Annotated in this window: 16 protein-coding genes; 9 read left to right on the top strand and 7 right to left on the bottom strand. The window is 75.4% G+C overall.

What is annotated here, in order from left to right; translation table 11 throughout:
* Positions 1 to 139 precede the first annotated feature (139 nt).
* The 6 genes from K1J57_RS23700 to K1J57_RS23675 all read left to right on the top strand — a co-directional run bounded on the left by K1J57_RS23700 (position 140) and on the right by K1J57_RS23675 (position 4,884).
* Positions 140 to 925: an IclR family transcriptional regulator gene (locus tag K1J57_RS23700; protein WP_220560836.1), complete on the top strand. Its 786-nt coding sequence runs from the start codon at positions 140 to 142 to the stop codon at positions 923 to 925.
* On the top strand, positions 922 to 2,142 hold the full coding sequence (locus K1J57_RS23695) for a CaiB/BaiF CoA-transferase family protein (protein ID WP_220560835.1): 1,221 nt from the start codon (positions 922 to 924) through the stop codon (positions 2,140 to 2,142). The genes K1J57_RS23700 and K1J57_RS23695 overlap by 4 nt, the downstream gene beginning before the upstream one ends.
* Positions 2,139 to 2,975, top strand: coding sequence for a citryl-CoA lyase (locus tag K1J57_RS23690; RefSeq protein ID WP_220560834.1), 837 nt, complete (start codon positions 2,139 to 2,141; stop codon positions 2,973 to 2,975). Before K1J57_RS23695 ends, K1J57_RS23690 begins: the two co-directional genes overlap by 4 nt.
* 80 nt (positions 2,976 to 3,055) lie before the next feature.
* Positions 3,056 to 3,445, top strand: a complete 390-nt coding sequence (locus K1J57_RS23685) for a DUF2946 family protein (protein WP_220560833.1) — start codon at positions 3,056 to 3,058, stop codon at positions 3,443 to 3,445.
* A 123-nt stretch (positions 3,446 to 3,568) separates the two neighbouring features.
* The gene (locus K1J57_RS23680) at positions 3,569 to 4,264 is read left to right on the top strand and encodes a thioredoxin domain-containing protein (protein WP_220560832.1); all 696 of its coding nucleotides are present in this window, start codon (positions 3,569 to 3,571) and stop codon (positions 4,262 to 4,264) included.
* The gene (locus K1J57_RS23675) at positions 4,261 to 4,884 is read left to right on the top strand and encodes a vitamin K epoxide reductase family protein (RefSeq protein WP_220560831.1); all 624 of its coding nucleotides are present in this window, start codon (positions 4,261 to 4,263) and stop codon (positions 4,882 to 4,884) included. The genes K1J57_RS23680 and K1J57_RS23675 overlap by 4 nt, the downstream gene beginning before the upstream one ends.
* A 67-nt stretch (positions 4,885 to 4,951) precedes the next feature.
* On the opposite strand, the gene K1J57_RS34040 is transcribed toward K1J57_RS23675, so the two are convergent.
* Entirely contained in the window at positions 4,952 to 5,413 is a 462-nt protein-coding gene (locus tag K1J57_RS34040) for a MarR family winged helix-turn-helix transcriptional regulator (protein WP_220560829.1), read from the bottom strand.
* Between the two features lie 136 nt (positions 5,414 to 5,549).
* Here K1J57_RS34040 and K1J57_RS23665 point away from each other — a divergent pair, with 136 nt between their 5' ends.
* Positions 5,550 to 7,013: an MFS transporter gene (locus K1J57_RS23665; protein ID WP_220560827.1), complete on the top strand. Its 1,464-nt coding sequence runs from the start codon at positions 5,550 to 5,552 to the stop codon at positions 7,011 to 7,013.
* Complete coding sequence (locus K1J57_RS23660; RefSeq protein WP_220560825.1) at positions 7,010 to 8,146, top strand: cytochrome P450; 1,137 nt, start codon at positions 7,010 to 7,012, stop codon at positions 8,144 to 8,146. The genes K1J57_RS23665 and K1J57_RS23660 overlap by 4 nt, the downstream gene beginning before the upstream one ends.
* Positions 8,147 to 8,197: 51 nt before the next feature.
* Here K1J57_RS23660 and K1J57_RS23655 read toward each other — a convergent pair whose 3' ends face one another.
* On the bottom strand, positions 8,198 to 10,492 hold the full coding sequence (locus K1J57_RS23655) for an FdhF/YdeP family oxidoreductase (RefSeq protein WP_220560823.1): 2,295 nt from the start codon (positions 10,490 to 10,492) through the stop codon (positions 8,198 to 8,200).
* A 378-nt stretch (positions 10,493 to 10,870) separates the two neighbouring features.
* Between K1J57_RS23655 and K1J57_RS23650 the strand changes: the two genes are divergently transcribed.
* Positions 10,871 to 11,827, top strand: a complete 957-nt coding sequence (locus K1J57_RS23650) for a Dyp-type peroxidase (protein WP_220560821.1) — start codon at positions 10,871 to 10,873, stop codon at positions 11,825 to 11,827.
* A 30-nt stretch (positions 11,828 to 11,857) separates the two neighbouring features.
* Here the strand turns inward: K1J57_RS23650 and K1J57_RS23645 are convergent, their stop codons facing one another.
* The 5 genes from K1J57_RS23645 to K1J57_RS23625 form a co-directional block, all read right to left on the bottom strand.
* On the bottom strand, positions 11,858 to 13,087 hold the full coding sequence (locus K1J57_RS23645; protein ID WP_220560820.1) for a hypothetical protein: 1,230 nt from the start codon (positions 13,085 to 13,087) through the stop codon (positions 11,858 to 11,860).
* 185 nt (positions 13,088 to 13,272) lie between these two features.
* Positions 13,273 to 14,082, bottom strand: a complete 810-nt coding sequence (locus K1J57_RS23640; RefSeq protein WP_220560819.1) for an ABC transporter ATP-binding protein — start codon at positions 14,080 to 14,082, stop codon at positions 13,273 to 13,275.
* A complete protein-coding gene (locus tag K1J57_RS23635) occupies positions 14,079 to 15,143 on the bottom strand; it encodes a FecCD family ABC transporter permease (RefSeq protein ID WP_370634689.1) in 1,065 nt (354 codons plus the stop codon). The genes K1J57_RS23640 and K1J57_RS23635 overlap by 4 nt, the downstream gene beginning before the upstream one ends.
* Positions 15,144 to 15,154: 11 nt before the next feature.
* Positions 15,155 to 16,198 carry an iron ABC transporter permease gene (locus K1J57_RS23630; RefSeq protein WP_255646540.1) on the bottom strand — a complete coding sequence of 348 codons (1,044 nt, stop codon included), beginning with the start codon at positions 16,196 to 16,198 and terminating at the stop codon, positions 15,155 to 15,157.
* Entirely contained in the window at positions 16,195 to 17,223 is a 1,029-nt protein-coding gene (locus tag K1J57_RS23625) for an iron-siderophore ABC transporter substrate-binding protein (RefSeq protein ID WP_220560818.1), read from the bottom strand. Before K1J57_RS23625 ends, K1J57_RS23630 begins: the two co-directional genes overlap by 4 nt.
* Positions 17,224 to 17,324 lie beyond the last annotated feature (101 nt).

The following is a 17,324-nucleotide window of genomic DNA, read 5'->3' as shown; positions in this document are numbered from 1 at the left end:
GGATTTCCCGATCAGGGGAGGGCGGCGCCCGGCCTCCGGAGCACCCTGGCGGGGCTGCGGGCGATGCGTTACGCTGACCACCACAGTCCACTTGATGGTCTTATAGGTCCGCCTAGCGGACCACATGAGAGGAGGGCGCATGTCCGGTGACTCGGACGGGGGCGTCCGGAGCGTGACGCGCGCGATCGACATGCTCGACCTGTTCGACGAGCGGAACCTGCGCTACACCACGCGCGAGCTGGTGGAGCGCACCGGCCTGGCCAAGACCACCGTCCTGCGCCTGGTCGGCACGCTGGAGCAGCGGGGCCTGCTGTGGACGGGCCCGGACGGCAGGATCGCCGCGGGCCCCGGCCTGCTCCGCTGGGCCCGCCTGGCCCACGCCGTCTGGCAGGTGCCCGAGGCGGCCCGCGCCGTCATGCGCGAACTCGTCGCCGACACCGCCGAGACCGTCAACCTGTACGTGCGCGCCGACGCCGTCCGCGTGTGCGTGGCCCAGGAGGAGGGGCCGCAGCGCCTGCGGCACGTCGTCAACACCGGCGACGAGATGGTGCTGTGGGGCGGTGCCGCGAGCAAGGTCCTGCTCATCGGGGCCGACGACGCCACCCTGCTGCGGGTGGCCGCCGCCTCCCCCTACGGCCCGGCCCACGTGGACCGGCTGCGCGCGCAGGTCGGGGACGCCGCCGAACGCGGCTACGCCGTCAGCCACGGCGAACGCGAGCACGGGGCCTCGGGTGTGGCCGCCCCCGTCTTCGGGCGGACCGGGCGGACCCCCGTCGCCGCGCTGGCCGTCGGCGGGCCCACGGCCCGCTTCACCGACGCCGCCGTGCGGGGGTTCACCGAGTCCGTCATGGGCGCCGCCCGGCGCATCTCCGAGATCGGCCTGGACCCGGCCGGCGGCGCCCCGGCCCCGGGGGAGGACCGATGACCGGCACCGGCGGGGACGGCCCGCCCCTGGCGGGCGTCCGGGTCCTGGACATGACCAACGTGCTGGCCGGCCCCTACGCCGGCTACCAGCTCGCCCTCATGGGCGCCGACGTCGTCAAGGTCGAGGTCCCCGGGACCGGCGACCTGGCCCGGCGGCTGGGCGCCTCGGCCGAGCTCAACGACCGGCGGCTGGGCGCGTCCTTCCTCGCCCAGAACAGCGGCAAGCGCTCGCTCACCCTGAACCTGAAGTCCGCCTCCGGACGGCGGGTGATGCGGACGCTGCTGGCCGGCGCGGACGTCCTGCTGGAGAACTTCCGCCCCGGGGTGCTGGAGCGCCTCGGCTTCGGCCCCGACGTGCTGCGCGAGGTCAACCCGCGCCTGGTGTACTGCGCCATCTCCGGGTTCGGCGCCGACGGCCCGCTGAGCGACCGGCCCGCCTACGACCAGATCGTGCAGGGCCTGTCGGGGATGATGGGCGCCACCGGCACCCCCGACACGGGGCCGCTGCGGGCGGGCTTCCCCATCGCCGACGTGCTGGGCGGCCTGGCCGCCGCCTTCGCGGTGTCCACCGCCCTGGCGCGGCGCGAGCGCACCGGGCAGGGCACCCACCTGGACGTGTCCATGCTGGAGACCGCGATCACCGCCATGGGCTGGGGCGTGTCCAACTACCTCTCCACGGGGGCCGAGCCCGAGCGCATCGGCAACGAGAACGCCACCGCCGCGCCCTCGGGCACCTTCGCCACCGGCGACGGAGCGCTCAACATCTCCGCCAACAAGCAGGAGCAGTTCGAGATCCTCTGCCGCGTCGTCGGGGCCCCCGAGCTGTGCGGGGACCCCCGCTTCGCGCGGCGCGAGGACCGCAAGGCCCACCGGGAGGAGCTCCGCAAGGCCCTGGAGGAGCACTTGCGGGCGCGGTCCGCCGCGGAGTGGGAGGAAGAGCTCTCCGGCGCGGGCGTCCCGGCGGGACGCGTGCTCGGGGTCCGGGAGGCCCTGGAGTCGGAGCAGATCGCCCACCGCGGCCTGGTCCATACCCTGCCCTTCCCCGGCTCCGGCGACCGCGGGCTCCGGGTGCTGGGCAGCGGGGTGCACGTGGACGGGGCGCCCCTGGCGCCCCGGACCCCTCCTCCCCTGCTGGGCGAGCACACCGTCCCCGTGCTGCGCGAGGCCGGGTTCGACGACGCCGAGATCGAGGCCCTGCGAGAGGAAGGCACGGTATGAGCACACAGGACACGGCGGGGTCCATGACCCACAAGGAGATCGGCGCGTGGTGGTCGACCGCCATCACGCGGATCGCCCCCGGGGAGATCGACCTGCGCGGCTACCCGGTCCAGGAGCTGATCGGGCGGGTCTCCCTGGTGGAGACCGTCTGGCTCCTGCTGCGCGGCGAGCTGCCGGACCCCGAGCGCGCCCGCCTGCTGGAGGCGGCCCTGGTGGCCGCGGTCGACCACGGGCCGCAGGCGCCCTCCATCGCCGCCGCCCGGATGGCCGCCACCTGCGGTGTGGGGCTCAACAACGCGGTCGCCACCGGGGTCAACCTCCTGGGGGACGTGCACGGGGGCGCGGGCCAGCAGTGCATCGCCCTCCTGGAGCGGATGGCCCTGCTGCGGGAGGAGGGCGCGTCCGCCGACGGGGCCGCCGAGGCCGTCGTGGCCGAGCACCGGGAGCGCGGGCAGCGGGTCCCCGGCTTCGGCCACCGCTTCCACCCCCGCGACCCGCGCCGCGACCCCCTCGTCGACCGGGTCCGCGAGGCGGTCGACCGGGACCTGGTGCCGCCGACGCACCTGGAGTCGGGGCTGGCGCTGGAGGCCGCGCTGGCCCGGGGGCGCAGCCGTCCCGTGCCGATGAACATCGACGGCGCCACGGCGATCGTCTACGCCTCCCTCGGGTTCGCCGCCGAGCTGGGGCGCGGCCTGTTCGTCCTGTCCAGGTCCGTGGGCATCCTCGCCCACGCCTGGGAGGAGAGCGGCGGCAGGGCCCGGATCAAGGGCCCGCTGCCCCGGCGGGTCCTGGCCGGGCACCACGGGCCGGAGACGCGCCACCTGCCGCGGTGACACCCGCGCCCGGGGTGCCCGCGGGGCCTCATGGGCACCCCGGGGCGGGGGCGGGGCGGGGCGCCGTTAAAGTGCCGATCATGGACGGGCACCCCGGCACACGCGGCACGCGCACCCTCGCGGTGCTGCTCGCCGTGCTCGTGCTGGCCTGCCTGGCCTGCGCCCTGGTGCGCACCGGCACCGCGGCGCACACCGCCCCGCCCGCGGGCTCCGGGGCCGTCCCGGTGGCCGCGGCCACCGACGCCCCGGCGACCGACACCGGGGGCGGCGCCGGGCACGGGGACCACGCCTGCGGGGTGGCCCCCGCTTCGGCGTCCGCCTCGGGCCCGCCGCTCCTCCTGGCCCCGCTCCCCCTGCTGTGGGCGCTGGTCCGCGCCGCGCACGCGCCGGCCCCGCCCGTCGAGGACGCCCCCGCGGCGCCCCGGCACGGGCCCGGGCTGCTCACCCTGCTCTGCGTACAACGGGTCTAGAACACGACCGCGCCGACGCCCTCCGCGTCCGCGCCGCCTCCCCCTCCCCCGGACCGCCCCGACCGGCGGTCCCGTCGTGATCCCTCCGTGCCCCGCGCACGGACCCGTTGGAACGGAAGAACCGTGAACCAGAACACGACCTTCACCCTCGTGATGCTCACCGTCCTGGGCCTGCTCGTCGGCACGCTCGTGTACCTGTCGAACCGCCCCCAGGACTCCCCCGGCTCCGCCGGCGCCTCCGCGGCGGCGCCCGGGGGCCAGGCCTCCCCCTCGCCCGCCCCCGCCGAACTGCTGGTCCGCGAGGACAGCCGGTACCTCGACCGGGTCGAGGGGGCGCCGGTCACCGTCGTGGAGTTCCTCGACTTCGAGTGCGAGGCCTGCCGCGCCCAGTTCCCCGTGATGGAGCGGATCCGGGAGGACTACGAGGGCCGCATCGACTTCGTCGTCCGCTACTTCCCGCTGCCCGGGCACACCAACTCCGAGCCCGCCGCCGCGGCCGTGGAGGCGGCCGCCCGCCAGGGCGCGCTGGAGGAGATGTACGCCCTGATGTACGAGACCCAGGCCGAGTGGGGCGAGTCCCAGGAGGACCGGAGCGAGGTGTTCGTCGGCTTCGCCGAGGAGCTGGGCCTGGACGTCGGGGAGTTCACCGCCGACATGGAGTCGCAGGAGGTCGCCGATCGGGTGCGGGCGGACTTCGACGACGGCGTGGCCCTGGGCGTGCAGGGGACCCCGACGATCTTCGTCAACGGGTACCGGACGCCGAGCATGCCGACCTACGAGATGCTGGCCTCCCTGATCGACGCCGGGCTCGCCGAATGAGCACCGCCGCCGGGCTCCGGCGGCCGGGCGCGGGCGTCCCGGCCCGCGCTCTGCCCTGGCTGCTGGCCCTGGGCGGGGCCGTCGGCCTGCTCGCCGCCACCGCCCTGCTGGTGGAGAAGGTCCGCGTCCTCCAGGACCCCGGCCACGTGCCCTCGTGCAGCATCGACCCGGTGCTGTCGTGCGGAACGGTCATGGGGACCTGGCAGGCGGAGGTGTTCGGGATCCCCAACCCGGTCCTGGGCGTGGTCGGGTTCTCGGTGGTGACCACCGTGGGCGTCGCCCTGCTGGCGGGGGCGCGGTTCCCGCGCTGGTTCCACCTGGGCCTGTGGGCGGGCACGCTGTTCGGCGCGGGGTTCGTGCACTGGCTGATCTTCCAGAGCCTGTACCGGATCGGCGCGCTGTGCCCGTACTGCACGGTCGTGTGGGCGGTGACCGTGCCGGTCTTCTGGTACACCACCCTGCACGCCCTGGAGGCGGGCCACCTCCCGGCGCCGGGCGTCCTGCGCCGGGCCGCGGACGTGATGGTCCGCTACCACAGCACGCTCCTGTGCCTGTGGGCGCTGGCCCTGGCCGCGGCGGTCACCCAGGCGTTCTGGACCTACTGGACCACCCTGGTCTGACGCCGCCCGGCCCTCCCGGGCACGGCGGCGGGCGCCCGACCGCGTCGGGCACCCGCCGTCCGCGTCGTCACCGGGCTCCGCGGGCCTCCTCGGCGGTGTCGTGCTCGGCGGCACGCACGAACCTCAGGAGGGCGGCCAGGGCGTCCTCGTCGAACCCGGCGAGCTCCTCCCGGGTGCGCGCCACCAGCCCGGCGTAGGCGGCGGTGACGCGGGCCACCCCCTCCTCGGTGGGCTCCACCAGGACGCGCCTGCGGTCGCCGGGGTCGGGCACCCGGCGCACGCAGCCGGCCGCGACGAGCCGGTCGACCATGCGCGAGGCCGCGCCGGTGGTCAGGTTGACGTGCCCGGCCAGGGCGCCCGGGGTCATCGGCCCGTGCCGGGCCAGGGCGTGCAGGCACTGCACGTCGGTGTCGGTGACCCCCAGCCGGGCGGCGACGACGCTGTTGAGCTGGACGACGCGGATCGCCCAGGCGGGTATCGCGTCCTCGACGAGCGCCCTGACCAGGGCGTCCCTCTCGTTCCGTGCCATGGGCGCCGCTCCGTTCCACTCCCCGTTCGCTGCACCGCGCAGCAAAGCCATGCTACTTTAACTGCGTCACGCAGCTACTGCGCGACACATCTACTGTGCCACACAGCAAACGGCCACCAGGAGAGGACCCGTCACCATGACCGCACCGCCCGCCGCCGCGACCGGCCCACCGCCCCTGCTCACCGGGCGGACCGCCGCCGTCGCCCTGGCGGTCGTCCTCGTCGCCGCCTTCATGGAGCTGCTGGACGCCACCATCGTCGGGGTCGCCGCCCCGGCGATCGCCGCCGACCTGGGCGCGGGCGAAGCGGCACTGCAATGGACGGTCGCCGGGTACACGCTCGCCGTCGGCGCGGGGCTCGTCACGGGCGGACGCCTCGGCGACCGGTACGGGCGCCGCCGCCTCTTCCTGCTCGGCCTGGCCGGGTTCGCCCTCGCCTCCGCCGCCTGCGGCCTGGCGCCCTCCCCCTGGGCCCTGGTCGCCGGGCGCGTCGCCCAGGGGCTGGCGGGCGGGCTGATGATCCCCCAGGTGTTCGGCGTCATCCGCGCCTCGTTCGCCCCCGCGGCACGGGCCCGCGCCATGGGCGCCTACGGCGCCGTCCTGGGGCTGGCCTCCGTCGCCGGGCCCCTGCTGGGCGGCCTCCTGGTGGAGGCCGACCCGTTCGGTCTGGGCTGGCGCGCGGTGTTCTGGGTCAACGTGCCGGTCGCGGCGGCCGGCCTGGCCCTGGGCGCGCGCTTCCTGCCGGAGTCGCGGGGCGGGGACGGAACCGGGTTCGACGGAACGGGCGCGGCCCTGGCCGCCACCGCCGTGGTCCTGCCGCTGCTGCCGCTGGTCCAGGGGCGCGACTGGGGGTGGCCCTGGTGGGGCACCGCCCTCATGGCCCTCTCCGTGCCCGTCACCGCCCTGTTCCTGTGGTGGGAGCGCCGCCTGGCGGCACGCGGCGGACGGCCCGTCCTGGACCCCGCGCTGCTGCGCGGCCGGGCCTTCGCCCTGGGGCTGGCCGCCTCGCTGCCGTTCTTCGGCGCCCTGGGCGCCTTCTTCCTCCTGCTCTCCCTGTACCTCCAGGGGGGAACCGGCCGCGGCCCGTGGGAGGCCGGCCTGGTGATCCTGCCCTTCGCCGCGGGCTCGGTCATCACCTCCGGCATCGGGGTCCGGTTCGCCGACCGGGCCGGACGCGCGGTCCTGGTCGGCGGCGCCCTGCTCCTGGCCGCGTCCCAGCTCCTGCTGCTCGCGCTGCTGCACGGGGACGCCCCCTCCTCCACGGCCCTGGCCGTGCCCCTGTTCGCGGGCGGCCTGGGACTGGGCCTGACCGCCCCCTCCCTGGTCAACGTCGTGCTGGCCGGGGTGCCCGCCCGGGACGCGGGGGCGGCGGGCGGTGTCCTGAGCACCGTCACCCAGATCGGCGGCGCGGTCGGTGTGGCCGCGCTGGGCACCGTGTTCTTCGCCCGGCTGGAGGACGCGCTCGCGGGCGGCTCCTCCGCGGCGGCCGCCCACACCCACGCCCTGGCCGCCGTCCTGCCCTGGCAGGTCGCCTGCTACGCGGCCGCGGCCGTGCTCCTGTTCCTGCTCCCCGCCCGACCCCACGAGGAGACCTCCCCATGACATCCCCGACCGGCATCGACCCCTTCGCCCCGGCCGTCCGCGGACTCGACGAGCCCCACCCGGCGCACGCCGCCCTGCGCGCCCTGGGACCCCTGGTGCGGGTCCGGGCACCGGCGGGCGGCCCCGCCTGGATCGTCACCGACGACACCCTGGCCCGCGAGGTCCTCGTCGACCCGCGGATCGTCAAGGACCCGGCGTACGCGCCCGGGCACTGGGACCCGCGGACCGCGGGGCTGGAGCCCACCGCCGCCGCGCAGCCCTCGCTCACCACCACCGACGGCCCCGCGCACGAACGGCTGCGCCGGGCGCACGCGCCGCTGTTCACCGCGCGCCGGATCGGCTCCTACGCCGGACGGGTCACCGGCCACGCGCGGCGGATGCTCACCGGCCTGGCCGCGGAAGGCGGGCCCGTGGACCTGATGGCGGACTTCACCACGCGCTTCCCGCTCACCGTGGTGTGCGACCTCCTGGGCGTCCCCCTGGACCGGGTGGACCAGGCCGTCGCCGCCTGCCGCCTGATGCACGGCGACGGCCCCGAGGACGTGGGCCGGGCGATGGCGGCCTTCGCGGACCTGGCCGCGGCCGCCCTGGAACCGGGCCGGGACGGCCTGGCCGTCGAGCTGCGCGCACGCGTCCCCGACCTCACCGAGTCCCAGGTGCACTACCTGCTGTTCACCCTGATCTACGCGGGGCAGCTCACCACCGACCCGTCCCTGGGCTTCCTCATCGCCGGCCTGCTCGGACCCGGGGGGCGCTCCGCGGGGGACGCGGACGAGGTCGTCCGCGAGACGCTGCGCCGGTACTCCCCCGCGCCCTTCAGCCTGTGGCGGTTCACCGCCGACGAGGTCGAACTCGCGGGGGTCCGGCTCCCCGCCCGCTCCCCGGTGCTCGTGGACATCCAGGGGATCAACACCGACCCCGGCCGCGCCATCGGCCCGGACCTGGCGTTCGGGGCGGGTCCGCACTACTGCACCGGCGCGCAGCTGGCCCGTCTGGAGCTGGCCGCGGTGGTCGAGGTCCTGCACGCGGACCTGCCCGGGGCCCGGCTGGCCGTGCCCTTCGCCGACCTGCGTCGGCACGGGGTCGGCGGGATCCAGGGCAGCCGCCCGGTCTCGCTCCCGGTCCTGTTCTGACCGTCCGGGGCCGCCCCGCCCCGGAGGCGGGGCGGCCCCGGCGGGCGGGGCTCAGCCGGCCGCGGCCGGGGTGACCCGGACCAGGACGTTCTTCATCAGCGGCTGGTCGCTCTGGGTGCTGTAGTCGGCGATCCCGACCAGGGCGTTCATCTCCGGCATGTAGCCGGCGGCGCTGCCGCGCGGCAGGTCGTAGCGCAGGGCCCGGTAGCCGCTCAGGCGGCGGCGGGTGCCGTCCTTGGAGCGGGACTCGATGTCGACCAGGGCGCCCTCGGCGATGCCGCGGGCGCGCATGTCCTCCGCGTTCATGAGGACCAGGGTGCGCAGGTTCCTCACGCCCCGGTAGCGGTCGTCGTCGGAGTAGACGGTGGTGTTCCACTGGTCGTGGGAGCGCATGGTCTGGAGGACGAGCACGTCGCGGTCGGCGGGCACCACGTCGGGCAGCGCCGCGGTGGAGAACTCGGCCCGCCCCGAGGGGGTGAGGAACACCAGCTCGCGGGCGGGCTGCTTGATGCGGAACCCCAGCGGGAGCCGCACCCGGCGGTTGAAGTCCTCGAACCCCGGCAGGACCCTGGCCATGGTGTCGCGGACGCGGTCGTAGTCCCCGACGTAGTCCTCCCAGGGGGTGGCGCTGTCGGGCAGGGCCGCCCGCGCCATCCCCGCGATGATCGCCGGCTCCGACAGCAGGTGCGGGGAGGCCGGGCGCTTCATGCCCACCGACAGGTGGACCATGCTCATGGAGTCCTCCACCGAGGTGGCCTGGAGGCCGGTGCGCTGCTCGTCCTTCTCGGTGCGGCCCAGGCACGGCAGGATGAGCGCCTCCCGGCCGTGCTCCAGGTGACTGCGGTTGAGCTTGGTGCTGACGTGCACGGTGAGGTCGCACCGGCGCAGGCCCTGCGCCGTGTACGAGGTGTCCGGGGCGGCCAGGACGAAGTTGCCGCCCATGCCGACGAACACCCGGACCCGGCCCCCGTCCCCGTCGTCCCGGTTCATGGCCTCGATGGTGCCGACGGTGTCCAGGCCGTGCTCGCGCGGCGGGTCGATGCCGCACACCGACGCCAGCCGGTCCAGGAACTCCTCCTTGGGGCGGTGGTCGATGCCGCAGGTGCGGTTGCCCTGCACGTTGCTGTGCCCGCGCACCGGCGAGGGGCCCGCGCCCTCACGGCCCAGGTTGCCGCGCAGCAGGAGCACGTTGACGATCTCGCGGACGGTGTCCACGCCGTGTTCGTGCTGGGTGATGCCCAGGCACCAGCTGATGAGGGTCCGCTCGGACCGGTGGTACACCTCGGCCGCCTCCAGGATGGCGGCGCGGGACAGGCCCGACTGGTGCTCCAGCTCCTCCCAGGGGGTGTCGGCGCACACCTTGCGGTACGCCTCGAACCCGGACGTGTAGCGCTCGATGAACTCGGGGTCGACGGCCCCGGGGTCGGTCTCCAGGCGTTCCAGCAGCGCCTTGGCGATGCCGCGCATGAGCGCCATGTCGCCGCCGGGCCGGACCCGGAGGTTGAGGCTGCTGGTGGGGGTGGCCTTCATCAGGGCCATGTCGACGAAGTCGTGCGGGACGATGGCCCTGCGGGCGGCGGCCTCGACCATCGGGTTGACGTGCACGATCCGCGCGCCGCGTTTGCGGGCCTCGGTGAGGGCGGTGAGCATGCGGGGCGCGTTGGAGGCCGCGTTGACGCCCATGATGAACAGGGCGTCGGCGGTCTCCCAGTCCTTGAGGTCGGCGGTGCCCTTGCCTGTGCCCAGCGCCGCGGTCAGCGCGCGGCCGGACGCCTCGTGGCACATGTTGGAGCAGTCCGGGAGGTTGTTGGTGCCCAGCTCGCGGGCCATCAGCTGGTAGAGGAAGGTCCCCTCGTTGCCCAGGCGCCCGGAGGTGTAGAAGGCGGCCTGGTCCGGGGAGTCCAGCCCGCGCAGGTGGCGGCCGACGAGGTCGAAGGCGTCCTTCCAGGCGATCGGCACGTACCTGTCCGTGTCGGCGTCGTAGACCAGCGGTCCCACCAGCCGCCCCTGGGCCTCCAGGTCGTGGTCGCTCCAGGTCTTGAGCTCGGTGACGGTGTGCCCGGCGAAGAACTCCTTGCCCGCGCGCCTGTGCGTCATCTCCCAGGCGACGTGTTTGATGCCGTTCTCGCAGATGTCGAGCTTGAGGCCCTTGGTGTCGTCGGGCCAGGCGCAGCCGGGGCAGTCGAAGCCGCCGTTCTCGTGGTTCATCCTGAAGACGGCCCGGGGGCCGTCGATCCACTCGCCCTCGCCCTTGAGGACGTTGGCGACCGACAGCGCCGCGCCCCATCCGGCCGCGGGGTGGCGGTAGTCGCGCCGGGACCACCGTTCCTTCTTCTCGTCCGCCATGAGGCCCTCCCCGGTCGTCGTCCGCGGTCCCCGCCGCGGCGGACGGAAAAAGAGGAATTCCTTGCGGACGTTTGAATCGGCCGATACCGACGCCTCCGGAGATATCCGGAATATCCCCGGAAGCGCACCGGCACCGATCGCACGGACACGCTCCTGCGCCGTGGAACCGCAGATCACGGCGCCGCCATCATACGGTCCGGGAGATGCCCCGACAATCACCGGGGGAATCCGCGGGCGCCGCCCCGCCACGACACACCGCGTCCTTTACCGCCCCGGGGAAAGGGGCCGGCGCATGCGAACATGAACGGCGGACAATGGCGGACTCGGGCCCTTCCGGTGAAATCTCCGGCGGCCGGGCGGAGGAAGGGCGTGGGGCGGATGGCGGACGGGAACCGGTCCCAGGCGGTGGCGGTGCCGCCGGCCAGAGCCGCCGTGGTGCTCGTCCTGACCGTGCGGCCCGGGCCGCCGGACCCGGTGCGCGAGCTGCTGTCGGACGCGGCGGGGATCGTCCGGGCCGTGGGGTTCCGCGCCCCCGGCGAGGCGCTGAGCTGTGTGGCCGGGATCGGCGCGGACCTGTGGGACCGGCTCTACGCGCTCGGGCGCCCGCCCGGGCTGCACCGCTTCCGCAAGGTCTCCGGCGACCGGCACACCGCGGTCTCCACACCGGGCGACCTGGCCTTCCACGTGCGGGCGCACCGCATGGACCTGTGCTTCGAGGTGGCCCGCCGGCTCACCGAGCGGCTGTCGGGGCTGGCCGACGTGGTCGACGAGGTCCACGGGTTCCGGTACTTCGACGAGCGGGACCTGCTGGGGTTCGTCGACGGCACCGAGAGCCCCACCGGCGCGGAGGCGGTGGACACGGTGCGCGTCACCGGCGGCGACCCGGTGTTCGACGGCGGCTCCTACCTGGTGGTGCAGAAGTACGTGCACGACCTGGGCGCCTGGGAGGCACTGCCGGTGGAGGAGCAGGAGCGGGTCATCGGCCGCCGCAAGCTCAGCGACATCGAGATCCCCGACTCGGAGAAGGCGCCGGACTCCCACGTCGCGCTGAACACGATCACCGACGACGACGGGAACGAGCTCAGGATCGTCCGGGAGAACATGCCGTTCGGTTCGGTGGGCGAGGGCGTGTTCGGCACGTACTTCATCGGCTACGCCTCGGATCCGGCCGTGATCGAGCGGATGCTGCACAACATGTTCGTCGGGGACCCGCCCGGGAACCACGACCGGATCCTGGACTTCTCCACGGCGGTCACCGGGTCCCTGTTCTTCGTCCCGCCCGCCGGCCTGCTCCAGGACCCTCCCCCGGCGCCGGGCCGCGGCGGAGAGCCGTGACGGCCCGGGGCCGCCGCCGGGGGCGGCCGGTCACGGGGCGCCGCGGGAGGCGGCGGGGAGGGACGCCGCGGCCGCTGCCAGGACGCGCCTGAGGGTCTCCTTCTCGATCACCGCTCCGAGCCGGGCCAGCGCCCGGGCCTCGGGCGGCCCGCCCCATCCGGCCAGGACGCGCACGGCGGCCGAGGCGGCGCGCTCCGCGCGCACCTTCCGCGAGCCGCCCGGGCCGGTGCCCGTGAAGGCGGCCGTCCGTTCCAGGACGGGCACCGCCGCCTCCCGGGCCTCCTCGGGCAGCAGGTCCGCACACCAGACGGCGCCGTGCAGGATGTCCTGGACGTGCGGCCGCAGGTGGTCCGCGGAGGTGTCCCACCGGTCCCGGGGCCCCGCCTCCGGCAGGGACGGCACCAGGTCGAGGATTCCCAGCACCGTCGCCGCCGCGTCCGGGAGCGCGGCCAGGTGTCCGGCGGTCCGGCGCCGCCACGCGGCGGAGGGTCGGGTGGACGGCGGTTCCAGGAGGTGGACCAGCAGGTCGGCCGTGCCGGTGCCGGTCCACAGGTCGGGGCGGGCGGTCGACAGCAGGTCGCCGAGCAGGTCGCCCGGGGGGAGGACGTCCTCCGGTGTGCGCGACCGGTCCAGGCGCTGGAGGAGCCGCAGCAGGCGCACGTGCTCGGGCCCCGGGGCGGGCGGGCCGGAGCTTTGATCCCCCCGGCCCCCGAACCGGCGGGCCCCCATCTCCTCCAGCTGCGCCAGGTGCTCCGCCGGGGCGTCCGCGGTCAGGCGCTCGCAGACGGCGAGCACGGAGTGCACGTCCACGACGTGGGCCAGGCACATGTCCAGGTACAGCGACAGCAGGCCGGCCTCCCAGGGTGCCCCGTCCTCCCGCAGGTGGCGGTGCAGGACCCGGTACACGTCGTTGGCCGCCGCGTCCGGCGGGGTGATGGCGCGGCCGATCCCGTGCCGGCGGGCGGGGACGAGCTCCGTCCAGACGAGCAGCCGGTGGCGCAGGTCGGCGGGCAGCGCGTCGGTGAACACGCGGGGAGCCCAATCCGGGCGCGGCCCGGTGCCGGCCCGCCCGCGCCGGGCGGTGCCCACCGCGGGGGTGTCGCGGACGACGGCGTCGAGCCCCTCCACCGCCGCGGCGAGGCCGGGGGTGTACAGCAGCGCGAGGAACTCCGCGGTGCGGATGCCCCCGAGCGAGAACCGGGCGGCCGCCCCGTCCGCCCAGGCGCGTGCCCCGTCCCCGGGGCCGGCCGCGGACGTCACGGCCGCCCGCCCGTCCGGGGCGCGGAGCGGGCGGGCGCGGTCCCGGGCCGGCCGGAGGCGGCGCGGCGGCCGCTCCGGGGGCTCTCGTCCACGGCGGTTCGGGGCACGGGGGCGTCTCCTCCACGGCAGGGGTCCGGCGGTCCGCCCACCCTAGCCGCCGGGCCCGACACCGGCCGGTCCGGCGGTCAGTCCGTGGAGGGGTCGTGGTGGCGGCCGATGGGCAGCATCAGCGGCCGCCCCGACACCGGGTCGGTGATGATGCGGCTGCGCAGGCCGAAGACCGCCTCCACCGTCTCGGGCGTGAGCACCTGCTCGGGGGCGCCCGCGGCGTGCAGCCTCCCGTCGGCCAGGGCGATGAGGTGGTCGGCGTAGCGGGCCGCCAGGTTGAGGTCGTGCAGCACCATCACGATGGTCGTGCCCAGGGACCGGTTGAGGTCGGTGAGCAGGTCCAGGACCTCCACCTGGTGGCTGACGTCCAGGAACGTCGTCGGCTCGTCGAGCAGCAGCAGGTCCGTGCGCTGGGCCAGCGCCATCGCGATCCACACCCGCTGGCGCTGCCCGCCGGAGAGCTCGTCCACCGGCCGGTCGGCCAGCTCCAGGGTCCCGGTGGCCTCCAGGGCGGCGGCCACCGCCTCGTCGTCCTCGCGGGTCCACCGCGAGAACACCCCCTGGTGGGGGTGGCGGCCGCGGCCCACCAGGTCGCTCACCGCGATCCCCTCGGGGGCGATGGGCGACTGCGGCAGCAGCCCCAGGGTGCGGGCCACCTGCTTGGACGGCATCCGGTGGACCTTCTCGCCGTCCAGCAGCACCTGCCCGGACCGGGGGGACAGCAGCCGCGACATGGCCCGCAGCAGCGTGGACTTGCCGCAGGCGTTGGCGCCGACGATCACGGTGATGCGCCCCGGCGGCACCGCCAGGTCCAGGTCCTCGATGACGGTCCGGTCCTGGTACCCCAGGGTCAGGTCCTCGACGAGGAGCGAATGGGCCGTGGTCACAGGGAGCCTCCCGCGCGGTGGGTGCGGACGATCAGGTACACGAGGTAGGGCGCGCCCAGCACACCGGTGACGACGCCGACGGGGAACCGGGTGCCGAGCAGGAACTGGCCCGCGAAGTCCGCGACCAGCACCAGCAGCGCGCCGACCAGGGCGGCCGGCAGCAGCAGGGACCCGCCCGGGCCCACCAGGCGGGCCGCGATGGGGCCGGACAGGAACGCCACGAACGCGATGGGGCCCGCGGCCGCGGTCGCGAACGAGATGAGCCCCACCGCCGCGACGATGAGGACCAGCCGGGTGCGGTCCACCCGCACCCCCAGCGCCGCGGCGGTGTCGTCGCCCAGCCGCAGGGCGTCCAGGTCCCCGGCCCGGGCCAGCAGCACCGGGGCCAGGAGCGCCAGGGCGGTCGCGGCGGGGACGACCGCCTCCCAGCCGGCCCCGTTGAGGCTGCCGGTCAGCCAGCGCAGCGCCTCCTGGAGGTCCCACTGGGCGGCCCGGTCCAGGATGTGGTCGGTGATGCTGTGGAGCATCGCGGCGATGCCGATGCCCACCAGCACCAGCCGTCCGCCCGCCACCCCGTTGCGGTACGACAGCAGGTACACCAGCAGCGCCACGGCCAGGCCGGAGGCGATGGCGAACACCGACACCCCGACGCCCTCCAGGGAGAGCACCACGATCGCGAAGGTGGCGCCCGTCCCGGCCCCGGCACTGATACCGATGATGTCGGGGCTGGCCAGCGGGTTGCGCAGCATGGTCTGGAAGGTGACGCCGGCCAGGCCGAAGCTCAGTCCGGCGACCACGGCCAGCACGGCCCGGGGCAGCCGGAGCCGTCCGACGGTGAACGAGGCGCCGGGCACGTCGCGGCCCAGGATCACGCCGATGACGTCGCCGGGCGGGTAGAAGGTCCTCCCGACCATGAGGGTGACGGCGAACCCGGTCGCGATGAGGACGCCCAGGACGGTGATGACGACCAGGCGCCGCCGGCCGCGGGCGCGCCGCCCCCGGGCGACGGCGGACACGACGGCCTCGCCGGGGGCGGGGACGGGGGACCGGGTGGTGTCGATGGCGGAACCGCTCACAGTGCACGGACCTTGTGTCGGCGGACGATGGAGATGAAGACGGGGGCGCCGATGAGCGCGGTCACGATGCCGACGTCGAGTTCCGCCGGCCGGGCGACGATGCGGCCCAGGACGTCGGCGGCGGTCAGCAGGGCGGCGCCGCCCAGGGCGGAGAACGGCAGCAGCCAGCGGTGGTCCCCGCCGATGAGCATGCGGAAGGCGTGCGGCACCACCAGGCCGACGAACGCGATGGGCCCGGTGACGGCGGTGGACGCCCCGCACAGGACCACGGCGCCCAGGGAGGCCGTGGCGCGGGCGGTGGCCACCCGGGCGCCCAGCCCGGCGGCGAGTTCGTCGCCCAGGGCGAGCAGGTCCAGGCCGCGCGCGGACAGCAGGCACAGCAGGAGGCCGACCACCAGGAACGGCAGGACCTGGGACACGGCCTCGAAGGTGCCGCCGCCCACGCCGCCGATCTGCCAGGAGCGGACGCTCTCGGCGATGTCGCCGCGCGGCAGGGCCACGGCGGTGATCAGCGAGGTCAGCGCGGCCGAGGTGGCCGCTCCCGCCAGGGCGAGCTTGAGGGGGGTGGGGCCGCCGCGGCCCAGGGAGCCGACGACGTACACGGCGACGGCGGTGGCCGCGGCCCCGGCGATCGCCACCCAGATCTGGGAGGTGGCGGTGGCCAGCCCGAAGTAGGCCATGCCGGTGACCACGGCCAGCGAGGCGCCCATGTTGACGCCCAGGATGCCGGGGTCGGCCAGCGGGTTGCGGGTGACGCCCTGCATGACCGCTCCGGCCAGGCCCAGCGCGGCACCGGCCAGCACCGCGAGCACGGTGCGGGGGATGCGCTTGGCGACGGCCGCCCGGCCGAAGCCCTCGGTGTCGCCGCCCAGGGCGGCGAGGATGTCGGGCCAGGAGACGCTGCGCGAGCCCACGGTGACCGAGGCGAACATCAGCCCCAGGAGCACCGCGGCGAGCAGGAGCAGCCACAGGGCCTTGGCGCGCCGGGGGCGCCGCACGACGGCGGCGCCCACGGCTGCTGAGGTGTCGTGCACGGTCACTCGGCCTTGTCGGCGGCCTCGGACAGCAGAGACAGGTAGTCGTCCAGGACCCAGGAGATGGCCAGCGGGGTCGGGTTGGCGGCGGTGCCCAGCGGGTCGGTGCCGGGCAGGGCGACGATGGCGCCGCTCTCGACGGCGGGCATCTGGGACAGCAGCGGGTCGCCCTCCAGCGCCTCGACCAGCTCGTCGCCGCCGTAGGTGACGATGATGTCGACGTCACTGAAGGCGTCGGCCTGCTCGGCGCTGTGGGTGAGGGAGAACGCCTCGGTCTCGGCGGAGGCGGTGGCGACGCTCTCGGGGGTGGACAGGCCCAGGTCCTCGAAGAAGAGGGCGCGGGTGTCGTGGGTGGTGTAGAAGCTGACCTCGCTCAGGTCGGAGGTGTCGACGTGGGTGAGGAACATCGTCGACTTGCCCTCCAGGGAGGGGTGCTCGGCGGCGGCCGCGGCGATCTCCTCCTCCAGGTCGGCGACGAGCGCCTCGCCCTCCTCGGCCATGCCCATGGCCTGGCTGTTGAAGCGGATCATGTCCTGCCAGGGGGTGCCCCAGGCGGTCTCGGGGTAGGCGACGACGGGGGCGATCTCGCTGAGGGTGTCGTAGTCCTCCTGGGTGAGGCCGGAGTAGGCGGCCAGGATGACGTCGGGCTCGGTGTCGGCGACCGCCTCGAAGTCGATGCCGTCGGTCTCGTCGAACAGCACGGGGGGCTCGGCGCCGAGCTCCTGGAGCTTCTCGTCGACCCAGGGCAGCAGGCCGTCGCCGTTGTCGTCGCCGAAGTCGGCGGCGGCCATGCCCACGGGGACGACGCCCAGGGCCAGGGGGACCTCGTGGTTGGCCCAGTTGACGGTAGCGATGCGCTCGGGCTCGGACTCGATGACCGTGGTGCCCAGGGCGTGCTCGATCGTGATCGGGGTCCAGTCCCCGGAGGCCCCGCCCTCCGGCCCGGCGGGCTCGTCGGAGGAGCAGGCGGTGAGCCCGAGGGTGAGCAGCGCCGCCGCGGCGGCGGCGGTGGGCGTGAGAACGCGGGACATGGTGTCCTTCCGATCAGGGGACCGCGCCCCGGCGGCCGCGGCCGTCGCCGCCCGCCGGGGAGTCGTCGCAGGGCAGGGGCACCCGCGACAACGGAAGATAA

Source organism: Nocardiopsis sp. MT53, assembly GCF_019598965.1.
Taxonomy (GTDB): domain Bacteria; phylum Actinomycetota; class Actinomycetes; order Streptosporangiales; family Streptosporangiaceae; genus Nocardiopsis; species Nocardiopsis changdeensis.
This window is presented reverse-complemented; position numbering and strand designations above follow the sequence as displayed.